The organism is Pseudomonas lutea (assembly GCF_000759445.1).
Lineage (GTDB): Bacteria > Pseudomonadota > Gammaproteobacteria > Pseudomonadales > Pseudomonadaceae > Aquipseudomonas > Aquipseudomonas lutea.
Window position 1 is genome coordinate 2301718 of sequence record NZ_JRMB01000001.1, and the last position, 16267, is coordinate 2317984.

Annotated in this window: 15 protein-coding genes and 1 riboswitch; of the genes, 4 read left to right on the forward strand and 11 right to left on the reverse strand. The window is 61.5% G+C overall.

What is annotated here, in order from left to right; all coding sequences use genetic code 11:
* Window positions 1-59: 59 nt before the first annotated feature.
* Window positions 60-285: riboswitch (cobalamin riboswitch) on the reverse strand.
* Window positions 286-446: 161 nt separating this feature from the next.
* The 6 genes from LT42_RS09890 to LT42_RS09915 all read right to left on the reverse strand — a co-directional run bounded on the left by LT42_RS09890 (window position 447) and on the right by LT42_RS09915 (window position 6388).
* Window positions 447-983 (reverse strand): C40 family peptidase, encoded by a 537-nt coding sequence (locus tag LT42_RS09890; RefSeq protein WP_037011975.1) that lies wholly within the window; start codon window positions 981-983, stop codon window positions 447-449.
* A gap of 89 nt (window positions 984-1072) precedes the next feature.
* Complete coding sequence (locus tag LT42_RS09895; RefSeq protein WP_037011977.1) at window positions 1073-1762, reverse strand: C40 family peptidase; 690 nt, start codon at window positions 1760-1762, stop codon at window positions 1073-1075.
* A 66-nt stretch (window positions 1763-1828) separates the two neighbouring features.
* Window positions 1829-2611 carry an NAD-dependent deacylase gene (locus LT42_RS09900; protein ID WP_037013198.1) on the reverse strand — a complete coding sequence of 261 codons (783 nt, stop codon included), beginning with the start codon at window positions 2609-2611 and terminating at the stop codon, window positions 1829-1831.
* On the reverse strand, window positions 2608-3312 hold the full coding sequence (gene hda / locus LT42_RS09905; RefSeq protein WP_037011979.1) for a DnaA regulatory inactivator Hda: 705 nt from the start codon (window positions 3310-3312) through the stop codon (window positions 2608-2610). The genes LT42_RS09900 and hda overlap by 4 nt, the downstream gene beginning before the upstream one ends.
* Before the next feature lie 886 nt (window positions 3313-4198).
* Window positions 4199-5272 (reverse strand): AI-2E family transporter, encoded by a 1074-nt coding sequence (locus LT42_RS09910; RefSeq protein WP_037011981.1) that lies wholly within the window; start codon window positions 5270-5272, stop codon window positions 4199-4201.
* 54 nt (window positions 5273-5326) lie between these two features.
* On the reverse strand, window positions 5327-6388 hold the full coding sequence (locus LT42_RS09915) for a DUF2066 domain-containing protein (RefSeq protein ID WP_037013201.1): 1062 nt from the start codon (window positions 6386-6388) through the stop codon (window positions 5327-5329).
* Between the two features lie 329 nt (window positions 6389-6717).
* Here LT42_RS09915 and purM point away from each other — a divergent pair, with 329 nt between their 5' ends.
* The 4 genes from purM to LT42_RS09935 all read left to right on the forward strand — a co-directional run bounded on the left by purM (window position 6718) and on the right by LT42_RS09935 (window position 9781).
* Complete coding sequence (gene purM / locus LT42_RS09920; RefSeq protein ID WP_037011983.1) at window positions 6718-7776, forward strand: phosphoribosylformylglycinamidine cyclo-ligase; 1059 nt, start codon at window positions 6718-6720, stop codon at window positions 7774-7776.
* 8 nt (window positions 7777-7784) lie between these two features.
* The gene (gene purN / locus LT42_RS09925) at window positions 7785-8435 is read left to right on the forward strand and encodes a phosphoribosylglycinamide formyltransferase (protein ID WP_037013203.1); all 651 of its coding nucleotides are present in this window, start codon (window positions 7785-7787) and stop codon (window positions 8433-8435) included.
* A gap of 8 nt (window positions 8436-8443) precedes the next feature.
* Window positions 8444-9160: a DUF3108 domain-containing protein gene (locus tag LT42_RS09930; protein ID WP_037011985.1), complete on the forward strand. Its 717-nt coding sequence runs from the start codon at window positions 8444-8446 to the stop codon at window positions 9158-9160.
* A 432-nt stretch (window positions 9161-9592) separates the two neighbouring features.
* The gene (locus tag LT42_RS09935; RefSeq protein ID WP_037011988.1) at window positions 9593-9781 is read left to right on the forward strand and encodes a hypothetical protein; all 189 of its coding nucleotides are present in this window, start codon (window positions 9593-9595) and stop codon (window positions 9779-9781) included.
* A 255-nt stretch (window positions 9782-10036) separates the two neighbouring features.
* Here the strand turns inward: LT42_RS09935 and LT42_RS09940 are convergent, their stop codons facing one another.
* The 5 genes from LT42_RS09940 to cysM all read right to left on the reverse strand — a co-directional run bounded on the left by LT42_RS09940 (window position 10037) and on the right by cysM (window position 16212).
* On the reverse strand, window positions 10037-10579 hold the full coding sequence (locus tag LT42_RS09940) for a DUF2058 domain-containing protein (RefSeq protein ID WP_037011991.1): 543 nt from the start codon (window positions 10577-10579) through the stop codon (window positions 10037-10039).
* A gap of 26 nt (window positions 10580-10605) precedes the next feature.
* Window positions 10606-11439: a nucleoside triphosphate pyrophosphohydrolase gene (gene mazG / locus LT42_RS09945; protein WP_037011994.1), complete on the reverse strand. Its 834-nt coding sequence runs from the start codon at window positions 11437-11439 to the stop codon at window positions 10606-10608.
* Between the two features lie 115 nt (window positions 11440-11554).
* Entirely contained in the window at window positions 11555-13798 is a 2244-nt protein-coding gene (gene relA / locus LT42_RS09950; protein WP_037011997.1) for a GTP diphosphokinase, read from the reverse strand.
* A 156-nt stretch (window positions 13799-13954) separates the two neighbouring features.
* Window positions 13955-15310 (reverse strand): 23S rRNA (uracil(1939)-C(5))-methyltransferase RlmD, encoded by a 1356-nt coding sequence (gene rlmD, locus LT42_RS09955; protein WP_037012000.1) that lies wholly within the window; start codon window positions 15308-15310, stop codon window positions 13955-13957.
* The gene (gene cysM / locus LT42_RS09960) at window positions 15310-16212 is read right to left on the reverse strand and encodes a cysteine synthase CysM (protein ID WP_037012003.1); all 903 of its coding nucleotides are present in this window, start codon (window positions 16210-16212) and stop codon (window positions 15310-15312) included. Before cysM ends, rlmD begins: the two co-directional genes overlap by 1 nt.
* Window positions 16213-16267: the final 55 nt, after the last annotated feature.

Here is a 16267-nt window from a genome sequence, read left to right on the forward strand (position 1 = left end):
AAAGACTGACAGCAGGCACCGGACACGGCCGGCCTGCAGCAGAGCATCGCCCTCCGTGATGCTGTTCGATGGATCAGGCCGGTCTCCGGACTCATGAGTTGCCGCCGAAGCGGCGGGCCAGGCGCCTTCCCATGCTCAATGAACACAGTGGCATCGTGCGTGGCCTTGACTCATTTACCGTTGCGGAGGCAGCGCCGGGATTGATCGCAACATGCGGTCGCACCGGCTTCCCTGTTTCACCCTGCGGACCCATGAGTCCCGGGCACCTGAAACATGCGGCGAAGGTTAGAGGGTTGACTGGGGAGCGTCAATCGAGGGATCGCACATGGCGCACTGATGCGGCGCAGATCCGATCGAGCCTGGCCATTGTCAAAACGCAATCTGCAGGAGCCACCGGTGGAGTGTTCGCTGGCCAACGGCCTTTGAACACGCTGCGTCAGGAGAGATCATTGCTTAGCGAGGTTTGATGGCTGGATGACGCGTTTGGCGTTCAGCCAGGCTTTCTGCCAATAAGGCTTGTCGAGGCTGTCGAGCTTGACCGTACCGCCGGTGGCCGGGGCGTGGACGAAACGCCCCTCGCCGACATAGATGCCGGCGTGGCTGACGTTCGAGCCTCCACCCGTGGCGAAGAACACCAGATCGCCGGTCTGCAGCTGGCTACGGTCGATATCGGGCCCACGCAGCGTGATCATTTCCCGCGTGGATCGCGGCAAGTTGATACCGGCAGCATCGTGGTAGACATAGCCGATCAGGCCGCTGCAGTCGAAGCCCGAATCTGGCGTATTTCCACCCCAGCGATACGGGGTGCCCACCAGCCCGATGGCGCGCAGCAGCACGTCGTCAGCGAGCGGTGAGGGAAATTGCGGAGGAGCGGAGACGACAGGCCGGTAGACGACCTTGCGTGGCGCGGGCGGTGGCGTGCTGGAACATGCGGCCAGCAGCATGGCCAGGAGAGCAACAGTCAGGCGAACCGTTAACGACATAAACACGACAACCTGTGCGGGATGCAGCTTACTTTGCCGGTAGCCGGAATCGCGCGCAAGCAGGGTTTAGCCCCTTTGCGCGCCCGGGATTAACGGTGTTGGCGCTTGATTGTAGTCGAGGTCATCGCGGTAGTGGTTTCAGGGACCGTTGAAGGTGCCATGGCCAGTGCGCGTTTGGCTTCGATGAAGGTACGGGACCAGTAGGCGTCGTCAAGGCTGTCAACACGAACGCCGCCACTGCGACGGCTGCTGGAATGGATGAACTGGTCATCGCCCAGATAGATGCCTGCGTGGCTGACGCGGCCGCGGCCGGCAGTGCTGAAGAACAAGAGATCGCCAGGCTTGAGGTCATTGCGCTTGATCAGGGGTGCATCGATGTTGATCATTTCGCGCGAAGAACGTGGCAGGCTCATGCCGGCCTCTTCACGGAAGAGATAACCAATGAAGCCGCTGCAGTCGAAGCCTGAAGTGGTCGACGTACCGCCGAAGCGATAGCGCGTGCCTATCAAGGATTTGCCACGTTCAAGGATGCTGTCAGCCAGAACCGGCAAACGGTAAGGCTTGTTGTCAGCGAATTGAGCGAGTTCGTCTTCGGTGGCGACTTCGTCATCCAGCAGGGCGGATGCGTAATCAGCACGCTTGCTGGCGGATTGAGCGGTGGCAGCGTCCCGGAATTGCGGGCTCTGCGACTGCTGTTGCGACGCTGGCATCTGGGCCGCGCAGCCGAACAGCAGCGTTACGAGTGCGAGAGGCACGAGGGGTGCGAAGCGGTATAGCATGGGCACGACCGTGGCTGAGGTGTAAAGAAGCCGAGACTATGCCCTCTATCGTCATCATTTGCAAATTCAATCGAAACAAATGTGACTTACGATGTCGTCCATCACTTCTAAGGCTTTACACCTCAGAAACGCATCCATGTGCGCGGAATGATCGGTCGGCGAGGGATTGATTTCGGCAGCAAAGCCTCCCGCGACACGAGCACGCAACATAGGCTCATGGATGTAGGGGAAGCTGGCAGTGGTTCCGATGCTGAGAACAGCGTCAAAGCCTTTCGCCATCTCCTCCTGAAGCACGTTCAGTGCCAACTCCGGCAACATCTCCCCAAATAACACCACCGGTGGCCGCAAAACGCCATTACAGCAGGCGCACAGCGGTGGGAGGGGTCGAGCGAGATGCTCACTCAACAGCGGATCCTCGGCGCCACAAGATTGACAGTACAGCGGCGCGAGCTGTCCATGTATCTCGATCAAGCGTTCGGACGGACTGCCCGCCGCACGGTGGTAGCCGTCCACGTTCTGCGTCAACACCCAGCACTCCGGCTTGCGTCGTTGCAATTCGGCGATGGCATAGTGCGCCGCATTGGGACGTCCTCCCAGGCAAGCGCTGCCCAATTGTGCGATGTACTTCCAGCAAAGGGCGGGATCGCGGCGCAGCATGGGGCCGGACAACGCCATCTCGATGGGCAGTCCGTCATCCGTCTGGCCGTTATACAAGCCGCCTACGCCGCGGTAAGTCGGTAAACCCGAATCCGCCGAGAGGCCGGCGCCGGTGATGATGAGAATGCGCGTCGCGTGGCGCAACGCCGCCGCGGTTTGCCGGACCAGTGCCGGGTCGACGGATGCACTCACCAACCGAGGGTTTCTTTCAGAAAAGGAATGGTCAGCTTGCGCTGGGCCTGCAACGACGCTTGATCCAGTTGTTCAAGCAGATCGAACAACGCGCTCATGCTGCGCTTGCCGCGGGTCAGGATGAAATGGCCAACTTCGTCGGTGAGGTGCAGCCCCCGGCGCGAGGCGCGCAATTGCAAGGCGCGGAGCTTTTCTTCGTCGGACAACAGGCGCATCTGGAACACCAGCGCCATGGTCAGCCGGGATTTGAGGTCGGCCAGTTTGACCGGCAGCTCCCGGGGCGAACATGACGCCGCGATCAGCAGACGTCTACCGCTGTCGCGCAGCCGATTGAACAGGTGAAACAACGCTTCTTCCCATTCCGGCTTGCCGACCACCGCCTGCAGGTCGTCCAGGCAGACCAGTTCGTACTGTTCCAGATGATCGAACAGGCCGACCCCTTGATCGAGGAGTTCAGCCATCGGCAGGTAAACAGCCGGCTCGCCCATTTGTTCGAAGCGCAGGCAGGCGGCCTGCAACAAGTGGGTGCGCCCTACCCCGTTCTTGCCCCACAGGTAGATCAGGCTTTCTGTCCAGCCGGCCTCGGCTTCGCACAGCCGCTCGACGTAGCCGAGTGCAGCGGCATTGGCGCCTGGATAGTAATTGATGAAGGTGGCGTCATCCCGCAGACGCACACTCAGGGGCAGCTGAACTGGTTTCATGCTGGCTGAACGGTTCGAGACGAACCGCCAAAGGGCCTCTGTGAAAAGTGCGCAAAGTCTATACCCGCAGGGCTGCACGCACAATGCGGCAGACCGCCAGCAAAATCAAAGGCTTGCGTATGTCCTTGGCGGCGCTGGGTATTACACGCAAACAACGCCCGTGAAGACATCAGTCTGGAAGCGCGGATCGCGAGTTGACGTGACGCACCATCAACGAACCGCCTTGCTGGCGAATGCGGTGGGCCAGACACCACAAAGGTGACGGGGCCACCCGGTTCGCCAGCAAGCCGGCTCCTACGGATCGGGGCGTGAGCGAATCATATGTTGGCCCATGGCACGGCGTTGGGGCATGACGCGAATCATGTGTTGGCGCATGGCCACGGGTCGGTGGGCTGACCCGGATCATGTGTTGGCCCATGGCACGGCGTCGGGGCATGACGCGAATCATGTATTGGCGCATGGCCACGGGTCGGTGGGCTGACACGGATCATGTGTTGACGCATGGCACGGCGTCGGGCGTGACGCGAATCATGTTGACGCACGCCACCGGAATTGGGCATGAGGCGAATCGTTGATCGACTCACCTCTGTAGGAGCCGGCTTGCTGGCGAATGCGGCGGGCCAGACACCACACATGTGACGGGCCCACCAGGTTCGCCAGCAAGCCGGCTCCTACGGATCGGGGCATGACGCGAATCATTTGTTGGCGCATGGCACGGCGTCGGGGCATGAGGCGAATCATTGATCGATGCACCTCTGTAGGAGCCGGCTTGCTGGCGAATGCGGCGGACCAGATACCACACATGTGACGGGCCCACCCGGTTCGCCAGCAAGCCGGGGCCTACAACATCAGGCGCAGCGGGGAGCTGCGCCTGCCCAGGCGCGGATCAGAGATCCGGGTCGTCCAGTCCACCGTAAATGTCGGAGTCCTTGTACAGATCATGAACATGGCGCACCAATACCATGATCACCGCCGCCACTGGCAGCGCCAGCAGGATGCCGGTGAAACCGAACAACTCACCGCCAGCCAGAATTGCGAAGATCACCGCAACCGGGTGCAGGCCGATGCGATCGCCTACCAGCAAGGGCGTCAACACCATGCCTTCCAGCGCTTGACCGACCATGAACACCGCAACGATGCCCAACATCGGGTAAAGATCACCGCCAAACTGGAAGAAACCCGCCAGAATCGCTGAACCGATACCAATCACAAACCCCATATACGGCACGATGGCCGCCAGCCCGGCGATGACGCCGATCAACAGTCCCAGCTCCAGCCCGACCAGCATCAGCCCGGCAGCGTAAATCACGCCCAGAGCGACCATCACCAACAGTTGGCCGCGGATGAACGCACCCAATACTTCGTGACACTCATCTGCCAGCGCAACGATCTTCTTCTCGCGGTGACGGGGCAACAGGCTGCGTACCTTCGCCGTCATCACATCCCAGTCACGCAGCAGGTAAAAGCAGACCACCGGGATCAGCACCAGATTGGTCAGCCAGCCGATCAGCGCCAGCGTCGAGGTAGTGGCCTGGGCCAGCACGATGCCGACAATGTCGCCGGTCTGCCCCATGTGCTCCGAGATCGCCGCCTTGACCTTGTCGAACTTCCAGAAACCGTCCGCCAGACCCAGTTTGGCCTGTGTCCAGGGCAACGCAGTGTGCTGCAGCCAGTCGAGAATCTGCGGCGCCAACTCATACAGGCGGTAAAGCTGCTTGGCCAGCATGGGCACCAACACCAGCAACAGGCCCATGAAGATCAGGGTGAACAGCACAAACACCGTCACCACGCTCATCGACCGTGACAGTTTCAGCTTCTCCAGCCGGTCCGCCAGCGGATCGCCCATGTACGCCAGCAGCAGCGCCACGAGAAACGGCGTAAGAATCGAATGCAGTAACCAGACGAACAGGCAGACAAGAACAACTCCGCCTAACCAGAACCAACGACGCGTATCAGTCATTACTGCCTCTATCCCCGGGATGATGTGCTTCGTGCAACGTCGTTATGAACCTGTTCACCAGCGGAAGTGCAACGCTGTCGGTGAAACAGCAGGCGGTTGTGCGGGTACCGGCGCGCCGTCGGCCGCACCAGCCACCGTGTTGATCGGCGCGCTGGCGATTTCACTGGCTGGCACTTCCTGCAATTTCGCCAGGGCCAGTTGGGAACGCAGTTGATCGGGGCTGCCGCTGACGTCGAAGGCGATGCGATCACCCTCCGCTGATTTCAGACGACCACCGAACGGTTCCAGCAGGCGCAGCAGTTGCGCGTAACGTTCAAGGTTCATGCCCTGGACGTCCAAAACCATGCCGGTCGATGCGCCCGGCTTGACCACGAAACGTGGCGCCAGACGCTGACTTACCGCCAGCAACACCGCGTCTGCCAGATCTGCCGAGCTTGCACCGCTGGCGCTGCCCTGCTCCATCTTGTCGCCCAGCCACAGGTGCCATTTGCCCTGCCACTGGCCACCGTTTTCCTGGGCGTGAACGGCCAGAATCGCGTCCGAGCCGTAACGTTCGGAAGCCTCTTTGAGCGGACCTACATTATTACCGTCCAGGGTTTTGGCGTTGCCGATGCCCTGCTCGCCGAGATCGGCCAATGGCAAACGCAATGGCAAACCGCGGTGCTGAGCAGCGCGACGCAGCGGTTCGGCCGAAGCCTGGCCGTCGCCCACAAGATTGGCGCCGTCGGTTGCGTCGTTCAGCCACCAGGCCATGATTACCGGACGGTTGGTGCCCCACAGCGGCAAACCTGCCTGACGCATGACACGCTCGGTACTCGCCGGGTCGAAATCGACCTGCAGGCTTTCGGGCGGGCCGGCGTCATACCCGTACTGACTGATGATTTGCTGAGGGTCCTTGCGCACCTCGGCAAGCCCGCCGTTTTGGACAGCCTTGGGGTCGCCGGTCAGGCGGATGACCAAGGTTTCCAACGCGGCTTGGGTGGCGCGGGTTTTCTCGTCCGGAGTCTGACCGCTGACCGGTTCGCGCACTTGATAAAGGTTGTTCACTGTCTCGGCGACCGCCGGCAAACTCATTAATGAGAGACAACCCACGAACAGGCAGTTTTTTAGGCGCATGAATGAAGGTGGACGCATGAAAGATTCCCGCTGGGTAAAAAGGCAGCGCTATGAATAGCTGCATGAACATCAGTGACCCGACTCTGACCGCAGATGCGCCCGAATCGCTCACTCAGGCGCCAACGTTACACCGGATCGTTGCGGCGACGAACGGATCCGAGGGCCAAACCCCGTTATTTTTTATTCATCGCGGCCCAGCCGGTCGGCCCAAGGATGGCCGCTTGCGCCCAACCCTGATAAAATCGCGCGCCTTCGCAGACCGGCGATGACACGGCCCCGCGTCGTTGCCAGTCGGTCGTTACCCCGAATCCCCCCTAAAGGCCTGGATCATGAGCAAGCAACCCTCCCTGAGCTACAAAGACGCCGGTGTAGACATCGACGCCGGTGAAGCGCTGGTCGAACGCATCAAGAGCGTCGCCAAGCGCACCAAGCGCCCGGAAGTGATGGGCGGGCTGGGGGGCTTCGGCGCTCTGTGCGAGATCCCGGCCGGCTACAAGCAGCCTGTTCTGGTAAGCGGCACCGACGGTGTCGGCACCAAGCTGCGTCTGGCGCTGAACCTCAACAAGCACGACACCATCGGCATCGACCTCGTCGCCATGTGCGTCAACGATCTGGTGGTGTGCGGCGCCGAGCCGCTGTTCTTCCTTGATTACTACGCGACCGGCAAACTGAACGTCGACACCGCAGCACAGGTCGTCACCGGCATTGGTGCGGGCTGTGAGCTGGCCGGCTGCTCGCTGGTCGGTGGCGAAACCGCTGAAATGCCCGGCATGTACGAAGGCGAAGACTACGACCTGGCCGGTTTCTGTGTCGGTGTGGTTGAAAAAGCCGAGATCATCGACGGCTCCAAGGTCGCTGCCGGCGACGCGCTGATCGCCCTGCCCTCCTCCGGTCCGCATTCGAACGGCTACTCGCTGATCCGCAAGATCATCGAAGTGTCGGGTGCCGACATCGAAACCATCCAGCTCGACGGCAAGCCGTTGACCGACCTGCTGATGGCGCCGACCCGCATCTACGTCAAGCAACTGCTCAAGCTGATCAAAGACACCGGCGCGGTGAAGGCCATGGCGCACATCACCGGCGGTGGCCTGCTGGACAACATCCCGCGCGTGCTGCCTGAAGGCGCGCAAGCCATCGTCGACGTGGCCAGCTGGACCCGTCCGGCGGTTTTCGAGTGGCTGCAGGAACAGGGCAACGTCGACGAGCACGAAATGCACCGCGTTCTGAACTGCGGCGTTGGCATGGTTATCTGTGTGGCCCAGGAACACGTCGACGTCTCGCTGAACGCCCTGCGTGAAGCCGGCGAGCAGCCGTGGGTGATCGGCCAGATCGGCACTGCCGCCGAAGGCGCTGCGCAAGTAGAGCTGAAGAACGTCAAGGCCCATTAATGCCTGACATGCCCCAACGCTGTGATGTGGTGGTGCTGTTGTCCGGCACCGGCGGTAATCTGCAGGCCATGATTGACAGCCTGCACGAACGGGCAAGCCCGGCCCGCATCTGCGCGGTGATTTCCAACCGCGCCGATGCCTTCGGCCTTGAACGTGCAGCCCGCGCGGGCATCGCCACCCACGTTCTCGATCACACCGCTTACGAGGGCCGCGAGGCCTTCGATGCTGCGCTGATCCAGGCCATTGATGCGTTTCAGCCCGCACTGGTGGTACTGGCCGGGTTCATGCGTATCCTCACGCCCGGCTTTGTCCGCCACTATCATGGGCGTCTGCTGAACATCCACCCTTCCCTGCTGCCGCTGTACAAGGGCCTGCACACGCACCAGCGCGTGCTGGATGCCGGCGGTGCCGAGCACGGCTGCAGCGTGCACTTTGTCACCGAGGAACTCGATGGGGGGCCTCTGGTCGTACAGGCAGTTGTTTCTGTAGAGTTGCACGACACGCCCGCCACGCTGGCACAGAAGGTTCACGCCCGGGAGCACCTGATTTACCCCCTGGCCATTCGCTGGTTCGCTGAAGGGCGATTGACCCTCGACGAACACGGCGCCTCACTGGACGGCGAGCCCCTAGGGCCCAGCGGCCACTTGATCCGATATTAGGAGAATCTATGCGTCGCGCTTTGCTCTTCGCTTTCGCCCTGTTTGCACTTCCCGCCGTCAACGCGGCCGACCTTCAACCTTTCTCGGCCAGCTACACCGCTGACTGGAAGCAGCTGCCCATGAGCGGTGGCAGCGCCAGCCGCAGCCTGGAGAAGAACGCCAACGGCACCTGGACCCTGAGTTTCAAGGCCTCGATGATGATTGCCAGCCTGACTGAGGTCAGCACCATCAAAGTCGACAAGGATCAGCTCCTGCCACAGACCTACCATTTTGAACGCGGCGGCCTGGGCAAGAGCAAGACGGTCGATCTGGTGTTTGACTGGCCGACCAAGTTCATCACCGGTTCCGACCGTGGTGATGCGGTGAAAATCCCGCTGAATGCCGGCGTCCTCGACAAGTCCACCTACCAGCTCGCCCTGCAGCATGACGTGGCTGCGGGCAAGAAGAGCATGTCCTATCAGGTGGTGGACGGCGACGAGGTCGACACCTACGACTTCCGTGTGCTGGGCACCGAGAAGGTCGAGACCAAAGTAGGCTCGGTCGACGCCATCAAGGTCGAGCGCGTGCGTGACCCGACCCAGAACAAGCGCATCACCGTGATGTGGTTTGCCAAGGACTACGACTACCTGCTGGTCCGCCTGCAACAGGTAGAGACCGACGGCAAGGAGTACAACATCATGCTGCAAGACGGCACGGTGAACGGTAAGTCGGTCAAAGGCAGCTGATTAACGCTGACGCTGATCGCAAAAACCCCGCCTTGATGGCGGGGTTTTTTATTGAAGGTCCCGCCATACCCCGCACCTTGTAGGGGCGCGCTTGCCCGCGATCGGCCGCGCAGCAGTCGTGAAACCTGGCGACTCGGTTCGCCTGATGCATGGCGTGCATCGTTTGCTGCCACCTCGCGCCAGATCGCGGGTAAGCGGGCTTCTACAATGCGATCCATAGCAATACCTCTCCAACATGAAAGATTCTTCACGCCCTTCAACCGAGTGTGACGAAACGCCGCAGGCCCTTCAATTACAAGCATTTAGCGCACTGTTACCGATTCGGTAAATAACTGTTGCCGGATGCGCGCGTTTACTCGGAGGGCGAGGCAAACCTATAAAGAAGGCCTGCGACGTCCTGCCGCAGATATTCAAAAGTCAGGAGTTTGCACTATGACCGTAACTGTTACTGAACGCGACGACGCCCACATCTCTCACGAAACGATCGCAGATGGCATTCAGATCTGGGATGTGCGCCAACAAGACCAGTTGGTAGGGATGTTTCACTATGAATCGGACGCACAGCGTTACGCAGCAGAGCTTGCCGAGCTAGAAGCGAAGCAGCAGGCCAGTCATTCGTAATTTCGGAATCGCAGCAAAACAAAACCCGCCTCGGCGGGTTTTGTTGTTTGTGCAAACGGTGTTGTCGCCAATCACCCATATGTAAGCCCGCTCAAAATCGTCTGTAGGAGCCGGCTTGCTGGCGAACGCGGCGGGTCAGTCACCATCGGCGGCGGCTGGCACAACCGGTTCGCCAGCAAGCCGGCTCCTACAGGACGGTGTCGTGCCGGTCACATCGTAGTGGTCCGCGAGCCGGGCCCACAGAAACGAGGGTGATTACCACATCAGATCGTCCGGGATCTTGTACGCAGCGTACGGATCGTCGCCATCCGGCTCTTCTGTCGGAGCGCTGAGCATGACGATGCGGCGCGGGTCGCGTTCCTGCACCTTGAGCGCAGCTTCGCGGGGGATCACTTCATAAGTGCCGCCGTGGTGCACGATCGCCAATGAGCCGTTGCTGAGCTTGCTGCGCATCAAAGCATTGACCGAAAGGCGCTTGACCTTCTTGTCGTCCACGAAGTTGTAGTAATCCTCGGTGGTCAGCTTCGGCAGACGCGTCGCCTCGATCAGCTGTTTGACCTGCGCGGCACGGGCCTTTTGCTCGATCTTCTCCTGCTGCTGGCGATTGAGCTCCTGGTCACGCTTGGCCTTTTCGGCCATTGCTTCCTGCGCCGCACGCTGGTGGGTATCGTCAGCGACCGCCTGGCCCTTGTGCACCAGGCGCTGTTCCTTCTGCTTGCTCTTGGTCGCCTGCTTGGCCTGTTTTTCATTGACCAGGCCGGCTTTCAGCAACTGGTCACGAAGGGAAATACCCGCCATCTGTCTTCTCTCTCTAAATAGTCCACTCAACCGCAGTTGGGCGTGATCTTTTCCTGACGCTTGGCTTCGCCCCAGAGCGCATCCATCTCTTCGAGGCTGCAATCTTCGATGGGGCGCCGGGTGTCGCGCAAGGCCTGTTCGATAAATCTGAAGCGCCGCTCGAATTTCGCGTTGGCGGCGCGCAGGGCATTTTCCGGATCAACCTTGAGGTGGCGAGCCAGATTCACGGCGGCAAACAGCAAATCCCCGACCTCTTCCGAGATAGCCGCGCCGTCGTTGTCGGCCATGGCTTCGAGAACTTCGTCCAGTTCCTCGCGCACGTTATCCACCACCGGCAAGGCGTCCGGCCAGTCAAAACCGACCTGAGCCGCACGCTTCTGCAACTTCGCTGCCCGTGACAGCGCCGGCAACACGGCCGGCACGTCGTCGAGCAGCGACAATTGTTCGGGCGCGGCGGACTTTTCCGCGCGTTCCTCGGCCTTGATTTGCTCCCAGCGCTGCTTGACCTGGTCTTCGCTGAGGCGCGGCGTCTCCAGAGGCGCATAGAGATCGCCGGTCGGAAACACGTGAGGGTGGCGGCGAATCAGCTTGCGGGTAATCCCGTCGACCACGGCGTCAAACTCGAAGCGCCCTTCTTCACGCGCCAACTGGCAGTAGTACACCACCTGAAACAGCAGATCGCCGAGTTCACCGCGCAGGTCGTTGAAGTCACCCCGCTCGATGGCGTCGGCCACTTCATAGGCCTCTTCGAGGGTGTGCGGCACGATGGTCGCGTAATTCTGCTTTACGTCCCACGGGCAACCGTATTGCGGATCACGCAGACGGGCCATGAGATTGATGAGGTCTTGAAGGCTATACATAGTCATCCCGTTGAACACCGTACATGTAGGAGCGCGCTTGCCCGCGATTGCAGTGTGTCATCGACTTATTCGTCGCAGACACAACGTGTTCGCGGGCAAGCGCGCTCCTACAAGGTCACGGCGTTCTGTTGCGCCGCGTCTCGATGATGTTCGGCAGTTGCGAGATGCGTCCCAGCAACCGGCCCAGTGCGTCCAGACCCGGAATCTCGATGGTCAGCGACATCAGCGCGGTGTTGTCTTCCTTGTTTGAACGCGTGTTGACCGCCAGCACGTTAATCCGCTCGTTGAGCAGTATCTGCGAGACATCACGCAACAAACCCGAGCGGTCATAGGCGCGGATGATGATATCCACCGGATAGGTGAGCACCGGTACCGGGCCCCAGCTGACCTGAATGATCCGCTCCGGCTCGCGCCCGCCCAGTTGCAGCACCGAGGCGCAGTCCTGACGGTGAATGCTCACGCCGCGCCCCTGAGTGATGTAGCCGACGATGGCATCGCCCGGCAGCGGCTGGCAGCAGCCGGCCATCTGCGTCATCAGGTTGCCGACGCCCTGGATCTGAATGTCGCCGCGCTTGCCCGGCTTGTAGCCCGTGGCCTTGCGCGGAATCAGCTCCAGCTGCTCGTTGCCGCGCTCCGGCTCGACCAGTTGCTGGGCCAGATTGACCAGTTGCGCAATGCGCAGATCACCGGCACCGAGAGCAGCGAACATGTCCTCGGCGATCTTCATGTTGGCCTTTTCGGCCAACTTGTCGAAATCCACCTGCGGCAGCGCCAGACGCGCCAGTTCGCGTTCCAGCAGCACCTTGCCGGCGGCAACGTTCTGGTCGCGCGCCTGCAACTTGAACCAGTGCACGATCTTCGCCCGGGCGCGGGACGTCGTGATGTAGCCCAGGTTGGAGTTCAGCCAGTCGCGACTCGGCGTGCCGTGTTTACTGGTGATGATCTCGACCTGCTCGCCGGTCTGCAGGCTGTAGTTGAGCGGCACGATACGCCCGTTGATCTTGGCGCCACGGCAGTTGTGGCCGATCTCGGTGTGCACGCGATAGGCGAAGTCCAGCGGCGTCGCGCCCTTGGGCAGGTCGATGGCGTGACCGTCGGGGGTAAACACGTAAACGCGGTCGGGTTCGATGTCGACGCGCAGCTGTTCGGCCAGACCGCCGATGTCGCCCAATTCTTCATGCCACTCCAGCACCTGACGCAGCCACGAGATTTTTTCTTCGTAGTGGTTGGAACCGGATTTGACGTCGGTGCCCTTGTATTTCCAGTGTGCGCAGACACCCAGCTCGGCCTCTTCGTGCATGGCGTGGGTGCGAATCTGCACCTCCAGCACCTTGCCTTCCGGACCGATCACGGCCGTATGCAGCGAGCGATAGCCGTTTTCCTTGGGGTTGGCGATGTAGTCGTCGAATTCTTTGGGGATGTGCCGCCACAAGGTGTGCACGATGCCGAGCGCGGTGTAGCAGTCGCGCATTTCCGGGACCAGCACGCGAACGGCGCGCACATCGTAGATCTGGCTGAACTCCAGGCCTTTGCGCTGCATTTTTCGCCAGATCGAGTAAATGTGCTTGGCCCGGCCGCTGATGTCGGCCTTGACGCCGGTAGCCAGCAATTCGTCCTCAAGCTGCGACATCACGTCGGTGATGAAGCGCTCGCGGTCAAGTCGGCGCTCGTGCAGCAGCTTGGCAATCTGCTTGTACTGCTCGGGCTCGAGGTAACGGAAGGACAGATCCTCCAGCTCCCATTTGACGTGACCGATGCCCAGCCGGTGGGCCAGCGGCGCATAGATATCGAAGACTTCCCGGGCAACCCGGTTGCGTTTTTCATCGTCGGTGTTTTTCACCGCGCGGATGGCGCAGGTCCGCTCGGCCAGCTTGATCAATGCGACGCGCACGTCATCGACCATCGCCACGAGCATTTTGCGCAGGTTCTCGACCTGCGCCTGAGTGCCCAGTACCAGAGACTGACGCGGGCTGAGACTGGCGCTGATTGCCGCCATGCGCAGCACGCCGTCGATAAGTTTGGACACGGTCGGCCCGAAGCGCTGGTTGACGTCGGGCAGCGAGATTTTGCCTTCGCGCACGCCGCGGTAAATCACCGCGGCGATGAGCGAGTCCTGATCGAGCTTGAGGTCGGCCAGGATTTCAGCGATTTCCAGGCCCGTCTGGAAACTCGACGTGCCTTCCGCCCAGAGGTTCTTGGCGGCGTTGTCCTGTTGCTCGGCAACCCGGGCAAATTCACAGGCCTCCTTGAGGGCCTGTCGGTCTACAGCGAGGTCGACGCTGACCACGTGATCAAGCCACGCGTCGAGGTTGATACTGCCGTCGGTGTTGATCGGCTGGTGTGCTCTCACCTGTACCATGTTGCTTACCTTCCCTACGGCGCGATGAAATGCGCCATCAGTCGCCGGCCTTCTTGAGCGCGTGCGCCTTGCGGGCCATGCAAGGCGGTCGACGCGCGGGCCAGTCGGATTAAACGAGACTCCGTGTAAGGCGACGTCATGTCCTGAGTCGCCGCCTCACTTACTCGCTTCAAATAACGCCATTGCCTCGACATGCGCTGTTTGCGGGAACATATCGAGGATTCCGGCACGTTTCAATCGGTAGCCCTGCCTGATCAGTTCAGCGGTGTCGCGCGCCAGCGTGGCCGGGTTGCACGACACATAAAGGACGCGTTCGGCGCCCAGCGATTTGAGTTTACCCACTACGTCAAACGCCCCGTCACGAGGCGGATCCAGCAGCACTGCGGCAAAACCATCCGCCACCCAGGCCGCCTTGTCCAGTGGCTGCGACAGATCGGCCTGATAAAACTGCACATTGCCCAAACCGTTATGGACCGCGTTGGCCGTGGCGCGCTGCACCATGGCATCGACGCCCTCCACTGCCACCACTTCACGCGTCATTTGCGCCAGGGGTAGAGCGAAGTTACCAAGCCCGCAGAACAAGTCCAGCACTCGTTCCTCCGCACGCGGCGCAAGCCAGGCCAGGGCCTGCTGGATCATCGCGGTATTGACCTGCGCGTTGACCTGCACGAAGTCACCGGGGCGGTACGCCAGAGACAGATTCCAGGGTTCCAGGCGGTAGCCCAGCTGCGCCGACGGGTCGACGGGCTGCGGATCACCTTCGCCGTGCAACCAGAGCTGCGCGGCATGTTGGTCGCAAAATGCCTTGAGGATCGCCACATCGGTTTCGGGCAGCGGCGCGGTGTGGCGCAGCAGCACCGCATTGGCCGAGCCGCTGAACAGCTCGACGTGCCCCAAGGCCTGAGGTTTGCTCAACCGTCGAAGCATCGGCGCCAAGGCTGTCATGATCGGTTGCAAGGCCTGTACCAGCACCGGGCACTGCTCGATGGCGATGATGTCCTGACTCGCAGCCGCACGAAAGCCGACGTCCAGGCGTTTGGCCCGCACGTCCCAGCGAACAGCCACTCGGGCGCGCCGGCGGTAGGCATATTCTTCGCCGGTCAAAGGCGCAGCCCACTCTTGCGGCTCGACCCCGGCGATGCGACTTAACTGCTCAGCCAGCATGCTCTGTTTCAGGGCAAGCTGTTCGGCATGGGGCATCTGTTGAGTGCTGCACCCACCACAGCGGCCGAAATGCGGGCACGCCGGCGGCCGCCGCAAGGGGCTCGCCTGAAACACTCGCTCGGTTCGCGCTTCAACGACCTTGCCGTGAGCGCCGAGCACGCGGGCTTCGACCTCTTCCCCGGCGAGGCTGCCCATGACAAACCAGGTACGACCTTCGACGAATGCGATGCCGCGACCGTCGTTGGCCAGCCGCTCGATACTCAGGCGTTGTTTTTTGCCGGTCGGAACCTGCGCGGTCCGGGTGCCGCCACTGGGCTGGAAACGCAGGCCTGCATCACGCTTGGCCATCAGTTGGGCGCATCGTAAACGCCGGTCGACAGGTAACGGTCGCCACGGTCACAGATGATCGCGACCATGACCGCGTTTTCGACTTCCCGGGACAGGCGCAGCATGCCCGCCACGGAGCCGCCCGATGACACGCCACAGAAGATGCCCTCTTCGCGCGCCAGACGACGCATGACGTCCTCGGCTTCGGCCTGGCCCATGTCCATGATGCGGTCGACGCGTTCAGCCTGATAAATGCTCGGCAGGTACTCCGTCGGCCAGCGACGAATGCCGGGAATCGATGCGCCGTCCATGGGCTGGAGGCCAACGATCTGGATGTTCGGGTTCTGTTCCTTGAGGAAGCGCGAGGTGCCCATGATGGTCCCCGTGGTGCCCATGGAACTGACGAAGTGGGTCACGGTGCCACCGGTCTGCTGCCAAATTTCGGGGCCGGTGCCGACGTAGTGAGCCTGGGGATTATCGCCGTTGGCGAACTGGTCCAGCACCTTGCCGCGGCCTTCGGACTGCATGCGCTCGGCCAGATCACGGGCGCCTTCCATGCCCTCCTCCTTGCTGACCAGAATCAGTTCGGCGCCGTAAGCGGTCATGGCCGCCTTGCGCTCGGCACTGGAGTTGTCCGGCATGATCAGAATCATGCGGTAACCCTTGATCGCTGCGGCCATGGCCAGGGCGATGCCGGTATTGCCGGAGGTGGCTTCGATCAGGGTGTCGCCGGGATGAATCTGACCGCGCAACTCGGCGCGGGTGATCATCGACAGCGCCGGGCGGTCTTTGACGGAGCCGGCCGGGTTATTGCCTTCGAGCTTGAGCAGCAACGTGTTGCTGGTGTTCCCGGCCATGCGTTGCAGACGCACCAGCGGAGTGTTGCCGACGCAATCGGCGATGGTTTGATACTGCAGGGTCATGGCGTGTTCGCGATCCAGACGTGCGGGGGTCGCCTATCATACCGGCAATCGTCGC